Annotated in this window: 29 protein-coding genes and 1 pseudogene; 16 read left to right on the top strand and 14 right to left on the bottom strand. The window is 46.8% G+C overall.

Features of this window, described 5'->3' with window-relative positions; translation table 11 throughout:
• Positions 1 to 55 precede the first annotated feature (55 nt).
• The 6 genes from msrA to B3157_RS09465 form a co-directional block, all read right to left on the bottom strand.
• Entirely contained in the window at positions 56 to 757 is a 702-nt protein-coding gene (gene msrA / locus B3157_RS09490) for a peptide-methionine (S)-S-oxide reductase MsrA (protein WP_292590244.1), read from the bottom strand.
• 311 nt (positions 758 to 1,068) lie between these two features.
• Positions 1,069 to 1,626: a heliorhodopsin HeR gene (heR, locus tag B3157_RS09485; protein ID WP_292590242.1), complete on the bottom strand. Its 558-nt coding sequence runs from the start codon at positions 1,624 to 1,626 to the stop codon at positions 1,069 to 1,071.
• 25 nt (positions 1,627 to 1,651) lie between these two features.
• A complete protein-coding gene (locus B3157_RS09480) occupies positions 1,652 to 1,846 on the bottom strand; it encodes a hypothetical protein (RefSeq protein WP_258394257.1) in 195 nt (64 codons plus the stop codon).
• 499 nt (positions 1,847 to 2,345) lie between these two features.
• Entirely contained in the window at positions 2,346 to 2,954 is a 609-nt protein-coding gene (gene pncA / locus B3157_RS09475; RefSeq protein WP_214061502.1) for a bifunctional nicotinamidase/pyrazinamidase, read from the bottom strand.
• A 5-nt stretch (positions 2,955 to 2,959) separates the two neighbouring features.
• Positions 2,960 to 3,988, bottom strand: coding sequence for a glycoside hydrolase family 10 protein (locus B3157_RS09470; RefSeq protein WP_214061503.1), 1,029 nt, complete (start codon positions 3,986 to 3,988; stop codon positions 2,960 to 2,962).
• A 43-nt stretch (positions 3,989 to 4,031) separates the two neighbouring features.
• On the bottom strand, positions 4,032 to 4,883 hold the full coding sequence (locus tag B3157_RS09465) for a DUF4438 domain-containing protein (protein WP_099830855.1): 852 nt from the start codon (positions 4,881 to 4,883) through the stop codon (positions 4,032 to 4,034).
• A 107-nt stretch (positions 4,884 to 4,990) separates the two neighbouring features.
• On the opposite strand from B3157_RS09465, the gene ylqF reads away from it, so the two are divergent.
• Positions 4,991 to 5,827, top strand: a complete 837-nt coding sequence (gene ylqF / locus B3157_RS09460; protein ID WP_214061504.1) for a ribosome biogenesis GTPase YlqF — start codon at positions 4,991 to 4,993, stop codon at positions 5,825 to 5,827.
• Here ylqF and B3157_RS09455 read toward each other — a convergent pair.
• Positions 5,797 to 7,032, bottom strand: coding sequence for a radical SAM protein (locus B3157_RS09455; RefSeq protein WP_292590238.1), 1,236 nt, complete (start codon positions 7,030 to 7,032; stop codon positions 5,797 to 5,799). The genes ylqF and B3157_RS09455 overlap by 31 nt on opposite strands.
• Before the next feature lie 93 nt (positions 7,033 to 7,125).
• Here B3157_RS09455 and B3157_RS09450 point away from each other — a divergent pair, with 93 nt between their 5' ends.
• Positions 7,126 to 8,472: an FAD-dependent oxidoreductase gene (locus tag B3157_RS09450; protein WP_214061506.1), complete on the top strand. Its 1,347-nt coding sequence runs from the start codon at positions 7,126 to 7,128 to the stop codon at positions 8,470 to 8,472.
• Between the two features lie 59 nt (positions 8,473 to 8,531).
• On the opposite strand, the gene gpmA is transcribed toward B3157_RS09450, so the two are convergent.
• From gpmA to B3157_RS09435, 3 genes are all read right to left on the bottom strand, one after another.
• Positions 8,532 to 9,278: a 2,3-diphosphoglycerate-dependent phosphoglycerate mutase gene (gene gpmA, locus B3157_RS09445; protein WP_099829553.1), complete on the bottom strand. Its 747-nt coding sequence runs from the start codon at positions 9,276 to 9,278 to the stop codon at positions 8,532 to 8,534.
• Positions 9,279 to 9,366: 88 nt separating this feature from the next.
• Complete coding sequence (locus B3157_RS09440; RefSeq protein WP_214061507.1) at positions 9,367 to 10,188, bottom strand: aminoglycoside N(3)-acetyltransferase; 822 nt, start codon at positions 10,186 to 10,188, stop codon at positions 9,367 to 9,369.
• 35 nt (positions 10,189 to 10,223) lie between these two features.
• Complete coding sequence (locus tag B3157_RS09435) at positions 10,224 to 10,613, bottom strand: hypothetical protein (RefSeq protein WP_292590237.1); 390 nt, start codon at positions 10,611 to 10,613, stop codon at positions 10,224 to 10,226.
• A gap of 279 nt (positions 10,614 to 10,892) precedes the next feature.
• Between B3157_RS09435 and B3157_RS09430 the strand changes: the two genes are divergently transcribed.
• The 13 genes and pseudogenes from B3157_RS09430 (at position 10,893) to B3157_RS09375 (ending at position 20,907) form a co-directional block, all read left to right on the top strand.
• Positions 10,893 to 11,519: an NAD(P)-dependent oxidoreductase gene (locus tag B3157_RS09430; protein WP_103134528.1), complete on the top strand. Its 627-nt coding sequence runs from the start codon at positions 10,893 to 10,895 to the stop codon at positions 11,517 to 11,519.
• Positions 11,520 to 11,564: 45 nt separating this feature from the next.
• Entirely contained in the window at positions 11,565 to 11,678 is a 114-nt protein-coding gene (locus B3157_RS12905; protein ID WP_180977934.1) for a TMEM175 family protein, read from the top strand.
• Positions 11,679 to 11,683: 5 nt separating this feature from the next.
• Positions 11,684 to 12,076: pseudogene (locus B3157_RS09425) on the top strand (TMEM175 family protein); the annotation flags it as partial.
• A 124-nt stretch (positions 12,077 to 12,200) separates the two neighbouring features.
• Positions 12,201 to 12,548 carry a DUF4345 family protein gene (locus B3157_RS09420; RefSeq protein WP_243392279.1) on the top strand — a complete coding sequence of 116 codons (348 nt, stop codon included), beginning with the start codon at positions 12,201 to 12,203 and terminating at the stop codon, positions 12,546 to 12,548.
• An 86-nt stretch (positions 12,549 to 12,634) separates the two neighbouring features.
• The gene (locus B3157_RS09415) at positions 12,635 to 13,351 is read left to right on the top strand and encodes an N-acetyltransferase (protein WP_103134529.1); all 717 of its coding nucleotides are present in this window, start codon (positions 12,635 to 12,637) and stop codon (positions 13,349 to 13,351) included.
• Between the two features lie 355 nt (positions 13,352 to 13,706).
• Entirely contained in the window at positions 13,707 to 14,723 is a 1,017-nt protein-coding gene (gene aroF, locus B3157_RS09410) for a 3-deoxy-7-phosphoheptulonate synthase (RefSeq protein WP_102819067.1), read from the top strand.
• Positions 14,724 to 14,740: 17 nt separating this feature from the next.
• Positions 14,741 to 16,003, top strand: coding sequence for a 3-phosphoshikimate 1-carboxyvinyltransferase (gene aroA / locus B3157_RS09405; protein ID WP_292590236.1), 1,263 nt, complete (start codon positions 14,741 to 14,743; stop codon positions 16,001 to 16,003).
• Positions 16,000 to 16,782, top strand: a complete 783-nt coding sequence (locus B3157_RS09400; protein ID WP_214061512.1) for a shikimate dehydrogenase family protein — start codon at positions 16,000 to 16,002, stop codon at positions 16,780 to 16,782. Before aroA ends, B3157_RS09400 begins: the two co-directional genes overlap by 4 nt.
• Entirely contained in the window at positions 16,779 to 17,906 is a 1,128-nt protein-coding gene (aroC, locus tag B3157_RS09395) for a chorismate synthase (protein WP_292590235.1), read from the top strand. The genes B3157_RS09400 and aroC overlap by 4 nt, the downstream gene beginning before the upstream one ends.
• Complete coding sequence (aroB, locus tag B3157_RS09390) at positions 17,854 to 19,341, top strand: bifunctional shikimate kinase AroK/3-dehydroquinate synthase AroB (RefSeq protein ID WP_292590234.1); 1,488 nt, start codon at positions 17,854 to 17,856, stop codon at positions 19,339 to 19,341. Before aroC ends, aroB begins: the two co-directional genes overlap by 53 nt.
• Positions 19,338 to 19,790, top strand: a complete 453-nt coding sequence (gene aroQ, locus B3157_RS09385) for a type II 3-dehydroquinate dehydratase (protein ID WP_214061544.1) — start codon at positions 19,338 to 19,340, stop codon at positions 19,788 to 19,790. Before aroB ends, aroQ begins: the two co-directional genes overlap by 4 nt.
• A complete protein-coding gene (aroH, locus tag B3157_RS09380) occupies positions 19,787 to 20,146 on the top strand; it encodes a chorismate mutase (protein WP_214061543.1) in 360 nt (119 codons plus the stop codon). Before aroQ ends, aroH begins: the two co-directional genes overlap by 4 nt.
• A complete protein-coding gene (locus B3157_RS09375; protein WP_214061542.1) occupies positions 20,143 to 20,907 on the top strand; it encodes a prephenate dehydrogenase in 765 nt (254 codons plus the stop codon). Before aroH ends, B3157_RS09375 begins: the two co-directional genes overlap by 4 nt.
• 99 nt (positions 20,908 to 21,006) lie before the next feature.
• On the opposite strand, the gene B3157_RS09370 is transcribed toward B3157_RS09375, so the two are convergent.
• The 4 genes from B3157_RS09370 to B3157_RS09355 all read right to left on the bottom strand — a co-directional run bounded on the left by B3157_RS09370 (position 21,007) and on the right by B3157_RS09355 (position 23,277).
• Positions 21,007 to 21,441 carry a hypothetical protein gene (locus B3157_RS09370; protein ID WP_292590233.1) on the bottom strand — a complete coding sequence of 145 codons (435 nt, stop codon included), beginning with the start codon at positions 21,439 to 21,441 and terminating at the stop codon, positions 21,007 to 21,009.
• Between the two features lie 206 nt (positions 21,442 to 21,647).
• A complete protein-coding gene (locus tag B3157_RS09365; RefSeq protein ID WP_292590232.1) occupies positions 21,648 to 21,776 on the bottom strand; it encodes a hypothetical protein in 129 nt (42 codons plus the stop codon).
• 11 nt (positions 21,777 to 21,787) lie between these two features.
• A complete protein-coding gene (locus B3157_RS09360; protein ID WP_258001892.1) occupies positions 21,788 to 22,417 on the bottom strand; it encodes a hypothetical protein in 630 nt (209 codons plus the stop codon).
• 62 nt (positions 22,418 to 22,479) lie between these two features.
• The gene (locus B3157_RS09355) at positions 22,480 to 23,277 is read right to left on the bottom strand and encodes a hypothetical protein (protein WP_292590231.1); all 798 of its coding nucleotides are present in this window, start codon (positions 23,275 to 23,277) and stop codon (positions 22,480 to 22,482) included.
• 117 nt (positions 23,278 to 23,394) lie between these two features.
• Between B3157_RS09355 and B3157_RS09350 the strand changes: the two genes are divergently transcribed.
• Entirely contained in the window at positions 23,395 to 24,048 is a 654-nt protein-coding gene (locus B3157_RS09350) for a YggS family pyridoxal phosphate-dependent enzyme (RefSeq protein WP_214060857.1), read from the top strand.
• Positions 24,049 to 24,064 lie beyond the last annotated feature (16 nt).

Here is a 24,064-nt window from a genome sequence, read left to right as displayed (position 1 = left end):
CACACCTCCGATTTCTGTTTTGTCTTTTGCGAAGCTCGCGATCTGAATGGCAGCCCTACTCTAGCATTCTCGAGACCTTCTGCAGATTCCCTTCTTGCAGACCATAGCTGATGTACTCGGCCCTCATAAGATCCCTATCGCCTTTGCCTGCTAGAAGAGAGTTAAGTCTCGCTGCCACAGTTGAACTATCCAACTCGAATATGTCTCCGTAGAACCCAAGTAGATCGTTGAGCAGTCCCCGGTCTCGCTGAAGATAGAACTTCAAATGGTAGTCTTCTGCCCGGTAGAACTCTACGATTTGAGATATCTCTGTAGCTGACTTCATATCACGTTCGCTTTCCTTCAAAGCAATGAACTCTTCGGCCACGTCCCTTTGATCGGCATTATGATAGAGAATAATTGACATGTACTGTCTCTTGTAGTCTATGTAGGCGTTATGTGAGCTCCAGAAAACCTCCAGCAAGGCCTCGTAAGTGATCTCTGACGGGTCAAACTCGATCTGAACAACCTCCGTATGATCGCCCAGCGAAAAATAGCTTGGGTTCTCTTTTGTACCGCCGGCGTATCCGACGCTAGTTTTGTAGATTCCTCTTGTTCCTCCAAAGGCAGCCTCGGAGCCCCAGAAACACCCAAGGCCAAATGTTGCTTTCTCAAGGGTTGAGGGAACATCGATATCGATCGCAGGTTTTTCACTATTGGCCATAGGAAACACTCCTAACAATGAGAATATCATTATAGTTGAAAGGAACTGCTTCATACATACCTCCACTTTATTCTAGACAATATAAATCGGATATAAGACTATTTGGAATGATTATAAGTTCATTTGTCGAAGTGATTTTGAAGGTTTGAGAAGAAGCTTACATGGGTTAGAACGATCCTCCATTTTGAAGATGACCTATGGAATTCAAGATTTATTAAGTGTCCTCCGCAACAGCAGCTAAGATACCCCCGCTCTCCATTGAAATGAGGAGCGGTGATTGTGATGTAAGTGAGTCTTTGCAACGATTCCCGTTTCCTTTGCAGACTTTCATAGTCGCGAAAACAATACAGCGTCAATCCCGACTCTTAAGCGAATAACAGAGTCCCAACTCCTCTTTCACTGAAAGAGAGGGTTTGTTTAAACGTGTGGTGCCTTTCTTTGTTCAAGGTAATCAAACCGGCCGAAGAGTCCCAGCGGAAAGGCTGCCAGGCCAAAACGCTCTTCGCAACTAGACTTAGCAGAACATATACCGTCTCGCCAAAGAGATAATTCTTCCAGGGTCCGATCTTCTTGTATTGCAGAAACATATTTATCGCAAAGCTGTTGAAGAAGACAAGGAATGTTATGAGAACGGCGTACACGAAAGAGGGGAATTCCACATTCGCCTTTCCCAGCGAAGTAAACAAGTATATGAATACGGCCAAGCATGTTACCGCTCCGGCTATACAACCATATATGAAGGCCGTCCAATTTGTTTTCTCTGTTGTCTGATTGTGAAGTTCCATCATGAGTTCGAAGAGGTTCATAAGGGCGTTCACGGTGAAGAGAAGCATAAGGCTCACGATATCCAGCATTCCCGAGAACATGGCTATTGCAAAGATCATTACCGAGGAGCTAAAAGAATACTCATACCATCTCGGCATAGTTGATGCCCTTTGCAAGATTCCTCTAATACCATTTGAACCCGAAAGCGGAGACGGTGAAGTGGGCTATTGCAGACATGAACAGAAAACTGGCAATGAAAGGCCCCATTCTCAAATCAAGGAAGTTTTCCGTGGCCGGAACGAGGCGCATAATCTCCCTGTCAAATGCCAGATAGTTTCTGGTTATTGTTAGAGCTGAGTCGTTGCTGATAATATGCATTACGATTCCTTGAACCAGATGCAGAAAACCCATGACGATGTTGTAGAACCTTAGCTTACCGTGACTCCTGCCATACTCTCATTTCTTTTTCGTCACTTACAAATACTAGCATCTACAAGCCTCTGTCCAATGCTTTTCGGAGACTGGATCGGCGCCAGGACGCAATGCCCGGAGAAACGTCTGGAAACGCTAAGCGCCGAAGAATATCGGTGGACGCAAGCCTGCCTTCGGCAGGAGGCGAGGCCGACTGCGTCGGGAAATGATGCCCGGAGGAAAGTTCGGGGAAGTGATGCTGCTGCGCAGGAAGCAAAAAAAAAGAGCCGCTGAACGCTGTGAAGAGTCGTCCTTANNAAGCCCAGATCCTGAACAGGAGCGCTTCAGGATGACAGAATAGGTTCGTTCTGATCCGAGGGCGTAATTTTCTTCTTGGGGACTGGTCAAGCTCTTGTTCTTTGCTCCTGACCAACCCCCAACCTCCGACCCCCAACGACAGGCCAAATCATCTCTCAATCAGTTCTACTCCCGCTCTTCTGAATTCCTCTATAGTTCTCTGAACATCGCCTATGTTTGCTTCTACACCTTTTGTTCCATTTATTATTACGTTTATCTTGAAGCCGGCCAGGAGAGCATCGTGAACGGTGTATTTGAGGCAGTAGTCCAGAGCTAGTCCGCAGATATCAAGCTCTTCAATTCCGAGTGCTCTTAGTAGCCCATCTGTTCCCAGTTCCGTTCCGTCGTTTTCTCTGAAGATCGAGTAGCTGTCAACATGGGGATGGGTTCCCTTTCTGATTATGTAGTCAAACCGGTTGGTCTCAATGTTGGTGTGAAATGCCGCCCCGTGGGTTCCCTGCTGGCAGTGGACGGGCCACAAGACGGGGCCAATTCCTTTTTTATTATCGAATGGTGTAAAGGGCTCTTTCCCATGGTTGACCGCAAAGCTCATATGATTGGAGGGGTGCCAGTCCTGCCCCGCAACTATCGCCTTATACACAGAGTCTCTCATAGCTCTGTTTATCGCTTCGTTTATCTGGCTTGCGCCGCTCACTGGCAGTGAACCTGTTTCGTAAAAGTCGTTCTGAACATCAACAACTATTAATGCCTTGCGCATCTTCATCACCTCACTTCTTCCTGGAGTGCCTGAAGTCTTCCGCATAGTTCATCGTCGACTGAACTCAGTGCAAACAGAGTTACTTCGTCCGGTTCGAGTTCCCTTACTTGCTTTATGAGTTCTATAAACTCATCCCATCTGGAGGCATAGTTGAATGCACCCAGTCCGATTCTGATATTGTTCAGGGAGCCGTGAAGACTGCGGATGTTTTTCACCCTTGAGATTACTTCCTCTGGCTCTTTGCCATATGCCATGACAACTGCCGCATCAATAAGGCCGTTTTCCAGCCACTCAAGCCAGGGTTGAAGACGCTCATGTACGGCTCTCTCCGAATAATCATCATAGACTGCGCAGGATAGCTTTTTGCCCTTGCTTCGAACTGTTTCGGAGATCATCGAGACCTGTCTTGTCACCGCGTCGATTCTGAAGCGATCGAAGCTATCCGTGCCATTCGACAAGCCTTCTTCGTTCAGCCAATCTCTATACTCGGCCAATGCAATCGGGTTGAATCCAAAACTCCTGAAGGGGTACCTTATGAAATCAAGATGAACCTCTTCTATATCGTAATTTGAGATTTCCGAAGCAATCTCCTCTGTGAACTCTCTCACGCCTGCTACACCAGGATCGACGTAAGGGCCGAAGACTTCTTCGAGGTTGCTGGACGAATAGTCGAGCATTGAAGTGCCGTTTTCGTCAACGGTAATCCATTCAGGATGTCTGTTCACTATGTGTACTGCCGATAAAGGTCTTCGCCTTTCGAAACCCCAAACCAGGTTGACATTCATCCAGGCCGAAATGTGAAAAGTCTTTCCCGAAGCTTCGGCAATAGCCTTCCTAAGAGCATCGAACGGCTGCACCAATTCCTCTGCAGGCGGAAGCAATGCTGAAGAGTAATAAGAGTCACCTCGACCAACAACCTGAATGTAAGCTCTACCTGCGTTTATCCGATCGAGCCGATCGATCATTCTGCTCAGTGATTCGGGGGAAATAAGCTCTTTGCTTGTCACCCATACTCCCGGTTCAAGTCTGTTCATCTTTCTCCTCCTGCCGGCTAATCAGCAAGTTTCCGCCTGAACCCTAGATGAAGTCAATCACATTGGATTTGTCGCTTATTTCGGGGATTATTATGCCCTTGCCGTCCGCCATTACTACCGTTACACCGGGGCCGTGACCGGTAATTATACAGTCTCCGTGCACAACTACTCCGATAGTAACGGAGCCCTCCATATAACCTCCAAGTCCGAAAGAATCGTTGTGATTTTCGAGGGCTACGAAATCGCCTATTCTAAGCCTGTCGAGACCGACTTTCTTTATGAGTGCCCTGTCATTTGTGATGATGTCGTAGTCGCCACCGGAAGGATCTCCCGATCCTGAGCCGGAACCCATGAGATAACCGGGTACTATTGCCCTTACTGGGAAGTAGATCTTCCCATCTCCTTCTCCAACTGGTATCCTGTCTAAAAGCTCAGGATCGATATTGTATACCCTGATTGAGGGATAATCTTCAAGCACTAATCCCTGACCGAATCCGACAACCTGTATCTTGTCTCCGATCGCCATCCTCTTCTTTATGTCTTCTTTGAAGTGAATCAAGACATGATTTATGCCGCCATGCTTGCCTATGACTATTCCCTTCTCCCCCTTTGCGTCTCCGCTGATTAAAGTGGCCGAATTTCCGATACAGGAATAACCGACATATGCTGAGTTCTTGTCAGCTTCGGAGTTCTTTGTCGAGACATCCGGCTCAACATGGTCGCCAACCATCTTGAAAGCACTGTCTCCAAGAGCAAAATTATAGGTAATGCCTCCCGTACCCGGGAAAAGTCTTGGAGTCCCATCGACTTCAAGTCTGAAAGGGCTTCTCCTTAGTGGATGTGCAACTTCGCCAGAGACAGAGATCTTCACTACAAAAGCTTTGTTTGTCTTCAATGTCTTCTCCTCCATTTGGTGTTCTTGTTAGCATATAGTACATATACATTATATCAACTGAAGAACGTCGGTCGAAGCGTGATATAATCCACGCTGGAGGTAATCATATGTATTATCCGGGCCATATCCAGAAAGCGAAAAGACAGATCCAGAATTACATGAAGTCCGTAGACGGAGTTGTCGAGCTGCTTGATGCTAGGATTCCTCTCACGAGCAGGGCCTATGAAGCAGAACGGTTGTTTCAGAACAAACAGCGTATTGTCGTTCTGAACAAGTCTGACCTGGCCGATACTGAGATCACTTCCATGTGGAAAGAGCATTTCAGAGCACAGGGAAGCGGAGTTGTAGAGGCTTCACTAAGATCAACAGACGCGAGGAATTTCATAATCAGAGAAATCGTACCTCTATTAAAAAGCAGGTTCTACGAGAAGAGGTTCATGGTCGTCGGAATGCCAAACGTTGGAAAGTCTACCTTTATCAACAGACTCAAAGGCAAGAAATCACTGGCTGTAGGAAATAGACCGGGGATAACGCGTGGAGTACAATGGATAAATGTCTCTAAAAGCATTTCCGTTCTCGACACGCCGGGAATTCTATACTCTGAACTTCGCTCTCGGCAAGTAACGACGAAACTCCTAGCGGTAGGTTCCCTACCGTACGAGAAGTTTGATCCGCTTGATGCTTTCGAAATGGTGCTTTCCTTAATTGTCGAAAGATACGGGGAGGTTCCCCTTGAGGATTACCTTGGTGAGAAATTCGCCAATGGAGAAGAGTTTGTCGAGAAGTTCTGCAGAAGAAGAAACTATCTTGCCAAACAGGGAGCGCTCGACACAACCAGAGGAGCCCACACTTTTCTCAGAGAGGTCGCGGCCGGGAAGGCAGGAAGGTTTTCCTTCGAAGATCCCAAAAGCTTTTACAGTACTGATTCGCCCGAAACAGAGTGATCTCTCGCTCTGCTTCTCAAATCGGCCCATATTTGATCAATAAAACTGTAGGTCAGCCACTCTTCGATGATGTGGAGTTCCCTTGTGCCCAATCTGGTTGGTTTGATGATGTCACTCTCTCTTTTGAGATACCCTCTTGTTATTGTCGAGTAAAGGAGAAATCTCATCCTCAATGGAAGTCTTCCAAAGTGTTCTTCAACACTGCCGAGATCGAGGTGGCCACCGTAAAGCGCCCAGAAAGAGTAATAGAGAATCGCCGAAAACTTATTCATTTTGATCGTCTTACTGACCGGAAGCTTCCCGGAATCGACAAAGGAGAAGTATTCATCGAGAGAAAAGGTATTAGTTCGAAAATCCATTCCGTTGAAGGAAGAGGCGCTCGTGCCAATTCCCATAAAGAACTCACGTGAAACAGAGCTGTACTTTCTCTTTTCTCCCCTCTTTTTGAAGGTCCAGAGAGAATCTCTAACATAACCATTTGTGAGAGCGACGTTTTCCAGCTCTTCCAGTATCTCGAGTTCCTTCTCAGGATCGTTCTTAGTGTTTTTGTAGGCCGTGTCTGCAAAACGCATCATTGGATAAACTGATACCTGTTCCGGGCCGTAAGAAATAGCCGTCTCAAGATCCTCAACGATTCTTCCCCGGTCAAGTTGGTAATCGAAGATCAAGTCTACGTCTACAAAATCAAAGCCCGCCGAAGTAGTCTCGGCTATCGAATTATGCGAAACGCTGGAATCCTGTCTCCTTCGCCCCATAGAGTTCAAAGTGAAATCGTCGAAGGATTGTATCCCCAGACTGACGAAGTTAACACCAGTCTCTCTTATTTCTTCAAGCCTCTTGATGGAAACATCTGCCGGGTGGATTTCAAGAGCGATTTCGCCATTCGCCATTTCCCTGAAATGAGAGACGACTCCCCTTAGAAGGTTCAGGTCATAGGAAGGTGTTCCGCCTCCTATGTATATGGAACTGAATTGTGCGATTTTTTGGAGATCGGATTCGCGCTTCAAAGTCGTTAGGTATTTGTTTGTCAGTTTAGAGTCGTATTTGATTTTGTTGTAGGGGCAAAAGCTGCAAAACTCCGGGCAAAATGGTATGTGTATATACAGCCCTGGGGATGAATTAAAGCTCAGTGGGCCAGCACCATCCGCGTCCTCTATTATAAACAGCCTTTTGCCAAGTTCCATAACTCTTTCGGTAAGACTCATTTTTTGCCCTCCCGCCGCTCCATTCTAGTACGTAAAGTGTGGTAATATAATATATGTTTTGAGCATATATCTTATTCTATTTGGAGGTGTTACATGAAAAAGGACATAGTGATAGTGGGAGGAGGTCCCGCCGGTATAGTCACGGCGACAACGGCAAAGAAGACATATCCTGACAAGAGTGTAGTGGTAATTAGAAAGGAAAGGGAAGGAGTCGTCCCATGTGGAATTCCATACATATTCCATACTCTTCCGACTGTAGAGGCCAATACCATGCCGATAAAAGGTGCGCAGGATCTGGGAATCGATTTCATTTTTGATGAAGTCGTGGAAATCAGTACTGATTCCAAGAAGGTCAATCTCTCCGGTGGGGAGTCTATCGAATATGAGAAATTGGTTATTGCCACGGGTTCGCAGCCCATATTACCTCCAATAAAGGGCAATGAGCTTTCAGGTGTATTTACTATAGCCAAGGATAAAGAGTATCTGAAGACTGTATATGCTGCTGCAAAATCGGCGAAGCAAGTCGTAGTCGTTGGTGGAGGTTTCATAGGAGTGGAAGTTTCGGACGAGATCCTCTCCGATGGCAAGGAAGTCTACCTTGTCGAGGCCGTTGACCAGATACTCATGGCAGCCTTTGACAGGGAATTTGGAGCCATGGTAAGTGAAAGACTCGAGAAGAAAGGCATGAAGCTACGCACCGGGATGAAGGTCTGTGAGATAAAAGGAGAAGACAAGGTATCCGGAGTTCTACTTGACAACGGCGAAGAGATCGAAGCAGATATGGTGATACTTGCAATAGGTTACAGACCGAACGTGAAGCTTCTGGAAAATATCCGCGTTCACAGGGGTATAACCGGTGGAATATGGGCCGATGAATACATGAGAACCAGTGTTGACGATGTCTTTGCCGCCGGTGACTGCGTCGAACACAAGTGCTTCTTCACCAGAAAACCAAGTAGATTAATGCTGGCATCTACCGCGGCTTTTGAAGCGAGAGTTGCAGGTTCAAACCTTTTCAGCCTCAAGATGGTTAGGGAGAATCACGGAAATCTTGGAGTGTTCTCTACTTCAGTGGCCGATTTAACGGTCGCCGCCGCGGGACTCACGGAGTGTACGGCAAAGATGGAGAACTTTGATTACGTGGTTGGCGTTGCAAAGGGAATAGATAGACATCCCGGTTCGCTTCCCGACAAGTCGGAAATTTTCGTCAAGATGATCTTCTCCAAGGAGAGCGGAATTCTTCTTGGCGCGCAGATGGCGGGCGGAAAGAGTGTTGGAGAGATGGTCAATATTATCGGTCTCGGTCTACAGAAAGGAATAACCGTGAACGATTTCCTCACGATGCAGATCGGTTCCCATCCACTGCTTACTGCCGCCCCTACTACCTATCCGTTGACTCTTGCAGCTGAAAACGCTCTAATGAGCTTGAGAAAGGAATAAGAAACACTACAAATAGAAGAAGCTACCCAGAGGGTAGCTTCTTTTTATGTTGAGTGATGTTACTTTGCTTTCCCCTGATTCGCAACTGCCTGCTGTGCCTTTGCGATTTCTTCCGGATCACCCAGATAATAATGCTTTATTGGTTTTAGATCGTCATTAAGTTCGTAAACTAGAGGTATTCCAGTTGGAATGTTCAATCCTACGATCTCGTCGTCGGGAATATTGTCCAGATATTTGACCAGTGCCCGAAGGCTGTTTCCGTGGGCTACAATCAGCACTTTCTTTCCAGACTTTATCTCCGAGGATATCTCATTCTTCCATAGTGGCAGGAATCGCGCCACCGTGTCTTTGAGGCACTCCGTTCTGGGGAGCTCGTCATCCGAGAGAGTCTTGTACTTGGGGTCATGTCCCGGGAATCTTTCATCGCTCTCTTCAAGTGCAGGCGGTCTGATGTCGTAGCTTCTCCTCCAGATCTTCACCTGTTCTTCGCCATGCTTGGCTGCGGTTTCGGCTTTGTTCAAACCCTGAAGGGCGCCGTAGTGCCTCTCGTTAAGTCTCCAGTCTCTAATCACCGGAATCCACATGAGATCCATCTCATCCATTATGTACCATAACGTTCTTATCGCTCTCTTAAGAACGGAAGTGTATGCTAGATCGAAGTCGTATCCTTCGGCTTTCAATATCTCGCCAGCTTTCTTCGCTTCCTCACGGCCCTTTTCGGAAAGGTCAACATCGGTCCAGCCAGTGAAGCGGTTCTCTTTGTTCCAGGTGCTTTCTCCGTGTCTTACAAGTACGAGTTTGGTCATATTACTCCTCCTTCCACATATCTTCTACATTATAAACTATTCCTCAAATTGGGGCAGATCGGTCTTTCTTTCGAAATAGTCTGTAGTCTTACTTTCTGTTCTTTGTCATCCATTCAACTGCGAAATCAACCAGTTCTACTTGAGGGAGAAGAGTTGATTCGGCGTACCCGATCATTCCCTTGTTTACCTTTGAGGGGAAATCTCTCTCGAAGTCGCTTCCTATGATATAAAAGTCGTCTGAATCAAGGTCGAAATCGTTGAACTCTTTCCAGACTCTCCTTCCGTTTTCCATAATCGGGGCTCCATCTTTGCACTTCTTTCTGGAGGGAAAGTCGGCCCGGTATTCTGCCAGATGCAATGAACTGTTGTTCGAATGACCGACACCCATAAGCAGTATGTGAGCATTCAGGTCGTATAGTCTGGCAAGGGGCGATCCTTCACCCATGCCGAACTCCAGTTCGTGGCTATCTACAATGTAAGAGACCTTCTTTCCCCTGGCGGCAAATGAGACCTGAGGATGGTCGCTTCTCACAACACCTTTCATCTTTCTGAAAGTCTCTGAAATGACTCCCATCCCTCTTGTCGGAGTCTCCGCTCTGTTGAAGGGAGGCATTGTTCTTCTGATCGTGTCAAACCAGGTCGCCGGAACAGGAGGATTCGACCAGTTTGAGGGCTCGCTGAGATCTCCCGAATGAGCAGGCATTACTAGTGTTCCTTCCTCATCAAGTACTGCTTCAAGCGCCCTAATCACTGTAATGGCTCCTCCGCATACCCAGCCTAGACTGCTTAGTGAAGAGTGAACTAGCAGTACCATTCCTTTCCTTACTCCGAGATGCTTGAGATCAGAAATCATCCTCTTCGTAGTTAGAGGCCCGTTCTTGCTAAGAGCAATTGCATCAGCTTCACTCATGTTTGACTCCTCAATGATCCTACTTGATAGAAGAATCATTCGGCGATTAACCAGTAGACTTCTACTTCAGCAAGACGTCTGTCTGCAGAGGGATCTTCGAAGACAACTTTGAGAGAGTACTCCCCTTCTTCTTCGAAGGTCATTTCATTTCTTGTCTTTTGCCAGTCTTCTGCAAACCGCTGGATTTCCTCTTCGCCTTTTTCCAGTAAGAGATACACGTTATTGTTCTTCAACACTTTTATGTTCAGTCTCACTCTCAGTTGCTGGCCAGGTTGAATAATGAACTTGGCAAAGGTTTCACCGGAGTCTCTGGCATACAGGGTTGTGCTCTCAAAGCCGGAGGATCCTGCAAGGAACAGTGTGAGAACGACTAGCCCGAGTATCCCGGCAAATGTCAGATAGCGTCCCGCGACAACAAGTCTCAAAGTAAATACCTCCGTAAGAGTTTTTGTAAGTAGATTATAACCGAATCCAGTGCTGGCGTCGATCTTAAGCCAGTAATAGAATAGTTCGAACAAGACAGTAATGCAGAAAACGAGGCCGATTCAGGTAGATGTATAATTGAGATGGGACATTCATCCGACAACTTGTCGATATGGAGTCTGGTTTCATGTGATCTAGTATGAAATCACTATCTTGATTTGGATTTAGGCGTGAGAGACTATATTATTGTGATATAGAACGGTGAAAGGGGGTAAACCGCCTTGAAGATAATTATCTTTGGTGGCACCGGAAGAGTAGGGAGGGTCATACTTGATAGGGCCTTGAACGATAATCACATAGTCACAATATTTGTTGGCAACGTCTCGAAATTGACTGTTAGAAAGGAAAACCTCAGGATTTTCCAGGGCGATGTCTTCAATAGCCAGAGCGTGAGAGATGCAATAAGAGGGCAAGATGCGATTGTCAGCGCTTTAGGCCCGGATAATTCGGGAAGCGTGAACGATACTCTGGCAGTCGCTATGAGAAACATAGTGAATGCCGCCAGGGATACCGAAGTGAGTAAGCTCGTTACGATCGCGAACTCGGGTATTCTTCAGCTATCGCCGAGAGAACTCAGGCTTGATTCCCCCAACTATCCGCAATATCTCAAGAAATCTTCAAGAGAATTCATGGATGCGTTCGAAATTCTCAAGGCTTCGGAGCTTGATTGGGTCGTTGTGTGCCCGCCATTTATGTCCTTTTCAGAAGGCAACCAGAGTTACAGAGTTTCGGCCGACTTCCTTCCAGAAAACGGAGAGAAGATTTCGATTCAGGACGTTGCCGAGTTTGCTTACAAGCAATTGTTCACGTCCGAATACACTCAGAAGAGAGTTGGCATTGCCTACTAACCTCGAAAGAACTCGAAAGGTGAAGTTCCCGATCCTGAAATACGTGTGAATAGACTGGAGGCACTTACGAATGGTGTGTTTGCCATCGCAATGACTGTTCTCGTGCTTTCTCTCGGGGTCCCGGTAAAGGATAAGATTGCAGATCAGGGCGCTCAGTAAGGCACGTATTGAGCAAGAACTACGACTTTCTGAGTTACTTCATCTCCTTTTTCGTGATCGGATCGATCTGGATCTCCACAGTTGGAAGGACAGATATTTTGAAGAAGACTGATTACCGGCATCTTTGGTTGAACTTACTCAGTCTCTTCTTCGTTACAACAGTACCTTTCACTACCGCACTTCTTGGGGATTATGGTGAATTTGAGTTTGCAGAGCTGCTGTTTCATCTGAAAATCCCGATTCTTGAGATTATCGCACTTGTTCAATGGCATTATCTGATGAAAAACACCGGTCTGATTCGCAATGAGGTCCTGGAGAGCCTTGATATGCATTACTACAGAAAGATCTATGTTTCAGCGTATTCATCCCGCTTTTTGGAATCGCGATTTTCATTCTGACACCCATATGGAGCAACCTTGTATATCTCATCATATTTCTCAGGGTGCTCTTTATACTCAGGTAATACTTAATTATGGTTTTGATTGCTAGAATATATCTATAATCTAGGGGGCGATCGAGATATTGTTCACTATCATTCGTTTTGTTGTTGCTGTTCTTACGGCAGTCACCGGTGTATATATAGTGTTGAAACCGGAATCCTACGCCAAGCTGGCCGAGTTTTCGGCCGGTAATGCCAGAGGAAAAACGGAAGTGAAGGCTATCATGGGGGGCACGTTTATAGGGCTTGGGGTTGCTCCGATAGTTCTCTTGGGTGCGCAGATTTCATTCCTTTTTCTGGGGATTGTTTATCTGTTTATCGCCGCAACGCGTATAATGTCCATATTTGTGGATAAGTCTTTGACGTTCACTAATCTGATTACTCTTCTCGTTGAAATAGCATTTGGTCTAATTATGGTACTCCCTATTTGAAAGAAAAGAAACCGACTTAGGTCGGTTTTTTTATACGAGGTACTTCTACCCCTGAGAAGATCATGAAAGAAATGGAGGAAAGGGAATTGAGAGAGGAAGATCTTAAGAAGGCAATAGAGGAAGCATGGGCAAAACGCCTTCAGCTCCCGGTCGATAGATTTGTCTCGAAAGAGCGGTTTCTCATGGCAGATGAGGCCAAGAAAGGGAAGGGCGAGCTCAGTCATCTGAGTTTTGAAAAGCGAACGGTAATTCTTTATGACCCCGAGCTCGAAACAGTTGTAAAATCTGCTCTTGAAGAAGAGGATAGAGAGAAGTTGGCTCTTGCGAAGTTGCTTCACGAGTCTTTTTCTCTTTGGAAAAAGACATCCATCAAGTACCTTAACCCTTCGAATTACGTTCCTTACGACCCACCAATGGATTTCGTTGTCAGAAGACTAAATCAGGGCGACAGGACTGCTTTCTATCGGTTCAGAAACCAGTGTACAAGGGAGGATCTCGCCGAAGGGTTTGTCGAGCTCGACCACGTAGTTGTTTTTGGAGCCTTTTATGAAGAGGAGATCGTGGCGGTCTCAAGCATTATTGAATGGGATAGCATTGCAGATATTGGCATAATAACTATGCCTGATTTCAGAGAGCTTGGCCTGGGAAAGGCAATCGGTTCAAGGGCAAGCGAGTGGGCAATCGTGAATAAGAAACTGATTCAGTACAGACATGACGTATTGAACTACGGATCGCTGAAAGTTTCTCGTGCTCTGGGATTCAGAGAGTATATACTCGAGCAAGAATACACCTATATTGGATGATCACCTTATCGGAAGAGAAATGCATCTGTTTCTTCAAGTCAAGAATGTATCTCTCTGAGATTGTAACTAGTGCGTAAGAATCAATTCAGTTTGTCGAGCGATTTTTGTCTCTTTTGATTTGACATGGTGAGCCACAAAAGTGTAGAATCCTTTCATAAATAGCGGGGAGATGAATTGATGATAGACTTCAGATTTTCCTGGATAAATGCATATTATTATTATAACAACAGAAGCATTTGCTTGTGAGTGATAACTCCGGGTAAGTGCTTCTTGCATTTACTCCGGATGAAAGAAAAGAAAGGGTCTCCAATCCGGAGACCCTTTTCTTTTTCAGACAGGAAGGCGGGGTGGTGAAATGGTAGTCGTTCTTAAGAGAGGTACTGGTGAAGAGGAGATTAAGCAAGTAGAGTCTCTTTCAGAGAGTCTGAATCTGAGCTGTCATGTTTCCATGGGGATGGAGAGAGTAGTGATCGGTGTCATCGGTGACGACCGTTATATGTCAGTTGAACGATTTGAGGCTCTTGAGTGCGTCGAACAAGTTGTTCGAGTTCTCAAGCCGTTTAAGCTTGTTTCCAGGGAGTTTCACAGCGAAGATATCTCTGTAGACATTGGCAATGTCTCGATAGGAGGAGGGAAGTTCGTAGTGATGGCCGGTCCGTGCGCGGTCGAGGATAGGCCTATGATAGAAGAGATCGCCGCCTTCCTTTCTGAAATGGGAGTGAAAGTGATTAGAGGAGGGGCTTTCAAGCCAAGAACCTCTCCATACTCTTTTCAAGGTCTTGGAGAAGTAGGTCTGAGATATTTGAGAGAAGCTGCGGATCGGTATGGCCTCAAGACGGTGACCGAGGTAACTGGCGAAGGGACACTTGAGGCCGTCTATGAAATGAGTGACATACTGCAAATTGGGGCAAGAAATTCACAGAACTTCCAGCTTATTCAGAAGGTTGCCGAAAAGGGAAAGCCTATTCTTCTGAAGAAGGGCTTCATGAATACGGTTGAAGAACTTCTTCTTTCTGCGGAGTATATTGCCTCCAAGGGAAACATGTCGATAATACTTTGTGAAAGGGGAATCAGAACCTTTGAGACGGCCACGAGGAACACGCTTGATATTTCTGCCGTGCCGCTAATCAAACTTCAATCTCCACTTCCGATTATCGTTGATCCAAGCCACGCAGCAGGGAGGAGAGACTTGATAATACCACTTTCAAGAGCTGCTCTGGCGGCCGGAGCTAACGGTATCGAAGTTGAAATTCATCCCAGGCCGGAGATGGCTCTTTCCGACAGCAAGCAAAGCCTAAGCTTTGGCGAATTTGAGAAACTAATGGATAGCCTTGGAGCGCTGGCCGATTCTGCTGAGCTCCTGCTTACATGATTGGCAGGGAGGACAAAATGAGATTGCTGCCTTCAAAGAAAGTTGCCGGTGAAATAGCCGTGCCTCCTGATAAATCAATCTCCCATAGGGCACTAATGATGTGTTCGATGTGCAGTGGCGTAAGTGTCGTCCATAACCTGCTTGAAAGCGAGGATACTCTAAGGACTTTCAGGATTATCAGCGAACTTGGAGGAGGTTTCAACGGAGATTTCGACAGACTTGAAATATCTCAGGCGTCGTGGAAAGAGTCGTCTGAGCCGCTTTATTGCGGGAATTCCGGAACTACTGCAAGACTGATGGCCGGAGTTCTTGCGGGCAAGAGAGGAACTCACATCCTTTTCGGCGATGAATCCCTATCGGTGAGACCCATGAGGAGAGTAATCGCCCCGCTGAAAGAGATGGGGGCAAGGATATCGGCGAGGCAAGAAGATTCGCTTCTTCCAATGTGCATAGCCGGCGGAGAACTGAATGGGTACGATCATTCTCTTTCAGTGGCAAGTGCTCAGGTAAAGAGCGCGATCTTGCTGGCAGGCATTCAAGCAGAAGGAGTCACAACTGTTACGGAGCCTCACTGCAGCAGAGATCACACAGAGAGGTTGCTTCAATCCATGGGCGCCAGAATAAGTGTGAATGAGAAGAGGGTTGAAGTGGAAAGGAGCGAGCTTCTACCGGTTCGATTTTCGATACCCGGGGACATCTCTTCGGCCGCCTTTCTGATAGCTCTGGCGGTTCTTCATGAAAACGGCAAGCTGACGATTCGAAATGTCGGATTGAATGGAGGGAGGACTGGATTCCTAAGACTTCTCATAAGTATGGGTGCAGACATCGAGCTGGAGGTTGAAGAGAGCTCTCCAGAACCAGTGGGCACAATCGTGGCCAGGCCTTCCCGACTCAGAGGTGTGGAAGTTGGAAGCGCTTTGATTCCTTCAATGATAGATGAGCTTCCGCTGATAGCGCTTGCAGGAGCTTTTGCAGAGGGCACAACGACTGTCAGAGGGGCCGGGGAGTTGAGAAAGAAAGAGTCGGACAGGATATCCGTTACCGTTCAAAACTTCAGAAGAATTGGCGTAGAGATACATGAATATGAAGATGGTTTTAGCATTGAAGGCCCTCAAAGAATAATGGGAGGCAAGGTTGATTCCTATGGGGATCACAGAATCGCGATGCTTTTTTCAATAGCGGGTTTGCTGAGCGAGGAAGGAGTAGAGATAACCAACACAGAAGCGGTTGGTGTGTCCTTCCCCGGGTTCTTCCAGACGCTCGAGGAGGTCTGTCGATGAGGTTATGCATAATAGGACATCCAATTTCGCACAGCATGTCACCAACCATATACAGCCGTTTTTTCGAGGCCATGAACATCGATGCAACCTACGAAGCAGTTGACATCGACCCCAATGAGTTTTCCACGAAGATAGTCTCGATCATTCAGCACTTCGATGGGTTCAACGTTACGATTCCCTTCAAAGAGAGAATTGTTCCGCACATTGTCTGTCAAGTAGAACCTCCGCTCCTTGCAGTGAACTGCATCTTCCAAGGAAGGGGGTACAACACCGACTGGATTGGTTTTGGAAAGCCTCTGCAGAGGAGACCGATAGAGGAGCCGGTAATGATTATCGGAGCCGGGGGAGCGGCGAGAGCCGTGATTTTCTATTTGAAAAGGGTAGGCGTGAAGAACATACAAATAGTCAATAGAACACTTTCAACGGCAGAGAAAATCAAAGAAGAGTTCGAAGTATCCGGGAATCTGGAAGTCAACGTCTTTCCCTTGGAAGCCATAAGAGAAGTTGCAGCAAAGAGCAAGAGCATAGTAAACGCCTCTTCTCTGGGAATGAATGGAGAGGATACGGGGATCACTGCTCAAGAGCTTTCCGGTAAGAGCCTCGTATACGATCTCATCTACTGGAAGACGCCCTTGATCGAGTCTTCCCGCCGCTGTGAAGTGAAAACTGTTCTTGACGGAAGGCACATGTTGCTTCATCAGGCAATGGAGAACCTCAGAATTTGGGGAGTGCCTTCAGGCGAAAGCTTCGAAAAAACGTTTTGGGAAGTGATGAAGTGAAGTTCACAGTTGTCGGAGACTCTCATGGTAGCGGGGTTTTTGGACTCATTGAAGAACTGCCCTCAGGTGTTTCTCTTTCGATCGATAACATAAACCAGCAGCTCCTACGCAGACAGACGGGCTACGGTCGGGGGGAAAGGATGGAACGCGAGCAGGATAAAGCAGTAGTCAGGTCTGGTCTGTGGAGGGGAGTTACGACTGGAGCCCCGCTCTTAATTGAGATCCCTAATAAGGTTTCCAGTGCAGAGAAGAGTGTGAGAAGTATCCCGAGACCCGGCCATTCAGATTATGCTGCCTGGACAAGATACAAACTGAATGATCTCGCGGTTTATGCAGAGAGAAGCAGTGCGAGATGGACAGCAGCTGCAACGGCTGTTGGATCGGTTGCATCGCAGATTCTTCATGAATTGGGCATCACTTTGTGCAGTTCAGTAATAGCTATCGGGAATGTAAGTTGCGGACTGCCCTCAGAGAGCGGCTGGATTTCAAGAAGAGATGCGTCTCCGGTATTCTGCCACGACAAGGAAGCTTCTCAAAAAATGGTCGAAGAGATAGAGGATTCAATCAAAGCGGGAGATACACTCGGCGGGAGATTTGTGGTTATCGCCGATGGAGTTCCGACGGGAACCGGAGGATACGGGACTCTCTTTGAAAGGCTTGATTCGAGGATCGGCGAGTACTTTATGGCGATTCCTTCTGTCAAAGGAGTCTTCATTGGAAATCCGGACGTGAGACTTAGGGGTAGTGCGTATCACGACAAACTGTTCGTTGAGAAAGGCATGATCGTGAGGAAGTCAAACAATGCCGGTGGTATTGAGGGTGGAATATCGAATGGCGAGCAGATCGTCGTTGAGGCAAGCGTAAAGCCGATTCCTTCGTTGAGAAAGGGAATTTCTTCTGTTGACCTGAGCAAAATGAATGAAACGGCAGCTCCTTATGTGCGCGCCGATACGACGGCAGTTCCAGCGGCTTCGGTAGTAGGCGAGTCGATGCTTGCGCTCTTGTTGCTTGAAGCGATTCTTGAGAGGTTTGGAAACGGGGATTTTCGCTCGATAAAAAGGAGGGTGACGGATGAGAGTCTTCCTTATTGGAATGATGGGCTCGGGGAAAAGCACTATAGGTAGAATTCTATCTTCAGTTCTAGACAAGGAATTCATAGATATGGATTTAGAGATCGAGAGAGCTAGAGGAACTAGCATAAGTGAGATTTTTGAGAAAGAAGGCGAGGAAGAATTCAGAAGACTGGAAAAGAACCTTCTGAAGAAACTCGTCCACAGGGACGAGATTGTGGTATCGACTGGAGGAGGTATCATACTGGACAAGGAAAACCGCCAGATCTTGAAGGGAGAGAATGCCGTCTATCTTAGGCTTCCTCCGGCCGATCTTTACAGGAGAGTCACTGTCAATGGAAGACCACTGCTCAAGGAAGGTAAGGAGAGTATCTTCAGGATTTGGGAAGAGCGAAGGGAGCTATACGAGCAGTTTCCGTCTGTTGAAACTTCCAGTCAGTCCCGGTGGGAAACCGTTGCCGCGATATCCATGAAGATAGCTTCCGGAGAAAGCAAAGTGCTCAATAGCAGCTCACATCCAGTGTCCATATCACCTGGAGGATTCAAGTCAATAGGTAGAATGCCGAACGCGGTGGTGTCTAGAAGAGTTGAAAGGATCTTTTCCGAGTGGATCCCTTCTTCGGCTCTATCCATTGACGACGGTGAAGAAGCAAAGGGATTTCACACTCTCTTTCAAGTCTATGAGTACCTCATGGATCGAGGGCTTTCGAGAAGCGATGTCTTGGTTGGCGCGGGGGGAGGAACGGTGACGGATCTAGTGGGATTCGCTTCCTCCACATTCAAACGCGGTATCCCCTTAGTTCAGTATCCGACGACTCTGCTTGCACAAGTAGATGCTTCTATTGGTGGGAAGAATGGTCTGAACTTCAAAGGGTGCAAGAACGTTGTCGGTAACTTCTACATGCCTTCTGAGACAATAATCGATCCGGTTGTAACGCTTTCGATGGACGAAGGACGGTTCGAGGAGGGCCTCGTTGAGGCCTTCAAGATATTCCTTATAACTGGTCAGTACTATGAGAAGTTCAAGAAGCTGTGCGGTAAATTGAAGGAAAGAAATCTTGCCGCGCTGAGTGAGATGCTGGAAGAAGCGGTGAAGCAAAAGGATAGGATAGTCTCGATGGACATTCGTGAAACAGGATTAAGGAAGGTCCTGAATCTTGGTCACACACTAGGACATCTCTACGAGCCATTATCGGGAGTATCACACGGTATGGCCGTGGCCTGGGGGCTGGAACGGGAGATGCATTATTTCGCGGGGCTGGGTGTTATAGATGAACTGTTGTACAGAGATGTCTCGGATACGCTCTCAGAGATCGTTGGCCTCGATTTTCCGCAACTGCCTGTCGAGGAGGCTCTTAGGCTGCTTAGAAACGACAAGAAAGCAGTTGACTCTGAGAGTGCGGAGATAGAGATTCCTGTGGTCAAGAGACCCGGGGAGTTCGAGTTCTTGAAAGTAAGACTGGATGATTTGCTGGCGGTGGTTGTATGAAGATACTCGTATTGAATGGACCAAACCTTAATATGCTCGGCTCGAGGGAGAAGAGTATCTACGGCGGTTTCACCTACGACGAACTGCGCGAGGCAATAGAAAGGAAATGCCTAGAGAAAGGGGTGGTGGCCGATCTCTTCCAGTCTAACCACGAAGGAGATCTAGTCGATAGAATCCAGCGTATAGACTATGATGCAGTCGTAATAAATGCAGGTGCTCTAACTCATTACAGCTACTCGCTTAGAGATGCTCTTGAGCTTTTCAAGGGTCTAAAGATCGAAGTGCATATTTCAAACATCTTCGCTAGAGAAGAGTTCAGAAGCCGCTCAGTGATTTCCCCCGTATGCAAAGGCACAATCGCGGGACTTGGACTGCAGGGATACCTGCTGGCCATAGAATATGCGGTTTCAAATCTACACTCGTCTTCGGATCGGGAGGCGGTTGAATGAAGGCTATTAGGGGTGCAACATCTATAGAGTCAGATAATCCCGAAGAGATCGGAAGTTGTGTTATAGAACTAATGGAGGAGATTTTCAGAAGGAACGAGATCGGTGAACTGCACTCCGTGATATTTACCGTTACAAGCGATATAACTTCGTACAATCCGGCGACTGCCTTCAGGAAGGCATTTAACCAGAGTGATGTCGCGTTGCTGTGCCTCTATGAAGCCTCTTTCGAGAATTCGGGTGGTGGGATAATCAGGGTGCTGATTCACTGCGAGTCAAAGACGAAGAATTTCGTATATTTGCGTCGGGCGAGGAACTTGCGCCCAGATCAGGTGGAGATTGGTGACTCGAACAAATGAAAATACAGATTATCGGCGCCGGTTCGATTGGGGGTTCGATCGCGATAAGGCTCTCGAAGTGCGGCCACGAAGTTACGGTTTTTGATGAAAGTGTATGCACAACCGAGGCTCTGAAAAGAAAGCATCGAGACATTTCGATATCCCTCAAAATCTGTGAGAGTGCGGATCTAACAATCTTGGCTGTTCCCATGGGTTCAGAAGCTCAACTGCTACAATCAGTTGCCTTCGAAGAGACCGTATTAGATGTTGCAAGCGTTATGCAGCCCTTCCAGTTGATCGCCAGAAAGAGAAAAATCAGGTTCATTAGCGGTCATCCGATGGCTGGTAACGAACACAAGGGTCCGGCCGGTTGGGACGAGTCGATGTTCGATGGCCGCGTCTTTCTGCTTTCTCCCGGGGAGTTTGCTTCCGCAGAGGATCTGAAACGTGTTTTAGAGATTATAGGTGATCTGCGTTCGTCTCCGGAATACCTCTCGCCGGAGAGACACGATTTAATCGTAAGCAGGGTGAGCCAGGCAGCCTACTTTCTCTCTAGAGCTCTACTTAATCTCGGCAGTGATTTCGAGAAGTACACCGGACCGGGCTACGCTTCAACATCCAGACTGGGAAGACAGAACAGGGATATGGTCATCGACATGGCTAGATTCAACGGAAAGAATATCGCTTCCTCGCTTGAGGAAGCGGAAATCTATCTGCGCAAGATCAGGGTCGCGATCGAAAATGAAGATCTGAACGAACTTGAAGAACTGATTTCCGAGTGACTTATCATATGTTGAAAAGAGAACTCGACTCTGCCTATCCGCTTGAATTAACCAGGTCTATATCGAAGGGCTTGGAGGAGATCCCACTGTCGGCAAAAGTCACAAATCTTTCGCCAAAAGCACAAAGTTGTCTATTCCGGAGAGCATAACAACAGATCGAGCTACCGTGCCTAGATTACTGAATCCGTTTTCTACAAAAAAGCTTGCCGGCCCGTTCAGGAATGGACTTACTTCACCGGATAATACCTCTACGCGACTGAACCCGAGCTTTCTGCACTCCTCCAGGACAGACTCGATCAATTCCCCGCGATAGTCGTATCTGGAGTCAGGAGAACTGTAGACGCAGGTAATGAAGGCTGTGGACTGGTCCTTTGAGATTGGGTAAGGGGAATTGAGCGAGGGAATAACTTCAACCAGAGCGACTGGTTTTCCTTCAGCAAACGAAACGAAGCCGAAGACGACTCCATTTCTCCTGGAACGCTCGTACCAGTCGATTTTGCTCTCTGTACCGTCGCCGGTTCCATTGGCGCACACAAGACATGCGTGCCTCAAAGACTCTTTCGAAAGGTGTTCTATACCATCGCTGTTTCCGGGGGGGTTCGTTTCGCTTGCTCGAACGGAGCCACGATTTTCCGACCCGTCAGTACGTCAACTTTGAAACTGGACGAGACCGGCCCCGCAATCTCCGGATCTCCGTGAATAACCGAGAAAGGAAAGAAAATACGGATGTCGACGCTTTCCTACATTAGATTGCATTCGATGAAGTCAAGATCTAGAACCGCCGCGGCCTTTCTAGCTTGCTGCAGTGCTGATGCTTTCCAGGGGCACTGGTTGCCGAAGTAATAGACTCTAAGTGCTCTGTCGGTCATTGACAACCTCGCTATTTCTTCACCAGCGTGTAGACAGTGTTTCCCATTGTCTCATCCTTGAGTATGTAGAAGCCAGCGTTTCTTAACCACTGATCGTACCAGCTCTTCAGGGGCTTGAAATTATATCTTCCTTCTTCATCTAGAAACTCGCCGACAACTACAGGGAGTCCGCTTTTCTTAAGAATGTCGTGCCGCTTCTTGGCCTCTTCTTCTTCACTGATTCCCGTTACGATTAGACCCACACCGCTGGTCTTAACTGACCTGGCGATTCTTAGAAGGGTCTTTGACCATAACTCGGGATGGAGTCTTTGAAGCATCCCAGAAGCGATGAATCCATCAAAGATACCGAGGAAGTTGAAATCGGAAAGGCTCACATTCATAACCCGGATTCCCATTGACTGCCTGACCGCTTGGTTACAGGAAACCCCCACGACTCTAAGTTTCATATCTCTTAGGAGAGGCCAAAAATCTGCAGAGCGGCAGCCGAAGTCTGCGACTATGTTCGACTCTTCGAGAAAACCTACCATCCGTAATACGAAATCCTGCAGTTTTCCTTTGTCTATCTCAATGTCAATAGAAGGTTGCTCTAGCACTCTAGCTCTATGTTGTTCAAGCCAATCTCGTCTTTGCAATCTACTCACCTACTATTAGAGATTGTATCGGAGTATGGAGGATAATCAAACAAAAGTCCTGACTCTAGTTGTCAGAAATGGTAATTCATCTTCACTGCTTCAGTCTTCGACTCTCCAAATCTATAGGCTATTTCTGCTACAAAAGTGAGCGATGCGTCTCTATCGGCCTCGTAGTAGACTGTTTTTGCTAATTCCTGCGAATTATTGTCTAATGGTAGGAAGAGAGTCTCTCTCGAATCCTCTCCTCCAACAACCTTTATCACCGCTTCAGAAATTCTAAGTTCTTCATCTCTACAATACTGTGTGTACAGATCAATTGAGTAGTGGATCTTGTCTGTTTCAAGAAGCCATGAGTGTCCAAGCAATTGATAGTGCTGAATGTTGTATAGATCGAGAGAAATGGCAATTTTTTTGCTCAATGTCTCTTTGTCGCCATCTCTTACTCTAACCTGACAGTAATAGGTCTCTTCAGGCAACAGCTCGATCAAGGCAGTGAAGACACCGTTCTCCGATTTGAGTCCATAAGAACGTACCTCTGCATCTTCATCGATTACATTCAGAAATAGTTTACTTCCTTCTGTGAATTCAGAAAGAGTTACAGAGGCCTTAAGTACAACTTTTTCAAGAGAAGTTGTAGGTCTGGTGAAGTGCACCGACTTGATAATGTCGTCGGATTTCTCGATTTGGTTTCGAATATCGTTAACAACGGAATCAAGAGATGCAACTCTCGATCTGAGAGTAAAAAGGTCGGTGCGAACTTTCGAAATCTCTTCCAAGAGCTTGTTTGACTTAAAAACGGTTGTTGCGAGATTAACGATTGCAGCCACCGAAATCAATACAACCAATAACCAGGCGATGCCCCTACTCATAACATCCTTTCCTACTAAGTATTCACCCCGGCAATTTGAATAATATCACGATTTTCGTCTTCGCTCAAACACAATGGAATTCGATGCAATATAATTTACTAAGAGGGAGGTCTGAAGATGATTGTTGATAACGTGAAAAGACTGAGAAGAGAAGTACCTGATTATGTGACCATCGTAGCCGCATCGAAAACGAGGACTGCTTCAGAGATTCTAGAGCTTCTGGATAGCGGTTTGAGGGATGTCGGTGAGAACTACGTTCAGGAGGCTCAAGAGAAATTTGAGGTGATCGGCAGCAAAGCCAGATGGCACTGTATAGGTCACCTGCAGCGAAACAAAGTCAAGAAGGCCGTTGAGATATTTGACCTGATCCAGACTGTGGATTCCCTGAAACTGGCCGAGGAAATAGATAAGCGATGCGCTTTCATAAACAGGAGAATGCCGATAATGATAGAAGTTAACAGCGGCAGGGAGGAAAAAAAGGCCGGGGTCTTTCCCGAGAATGTCTTTGAACTTATTGAATCGATTTCATCCCTCGAGAATATTTCTGTAGTCGGTCTGATGACTATGGGGCCGTTAACCGATGATCAGGAAGAAATCAGACCTTACTTAAGACTAACTAGAGAGTTGTTTGAAGAGATCTCCATGCAGAAGATCGAGAGAGTTCAGATGCGTTACCTTTCTATGGGGATGTCCGGCTCATACAAGGTTGCGATTGAGGAAGGATCCAATATGGTGAGACTTGGCACGATAATCTTCGGCGAAAGACAGTAGGACGAGCGCTCCGCAA

Source organism: Mesotoga sp. UBA5557 (assembly GCF_002425715.1).
Classification (GTDB): Bacteria; Thermotogota; Thermotogae; order Petrotogales; family Kosmotogaceae; genus Mesotoga.
This window is presented reverse-complemented; position numbering and strand designations above follow the sequence as displayed.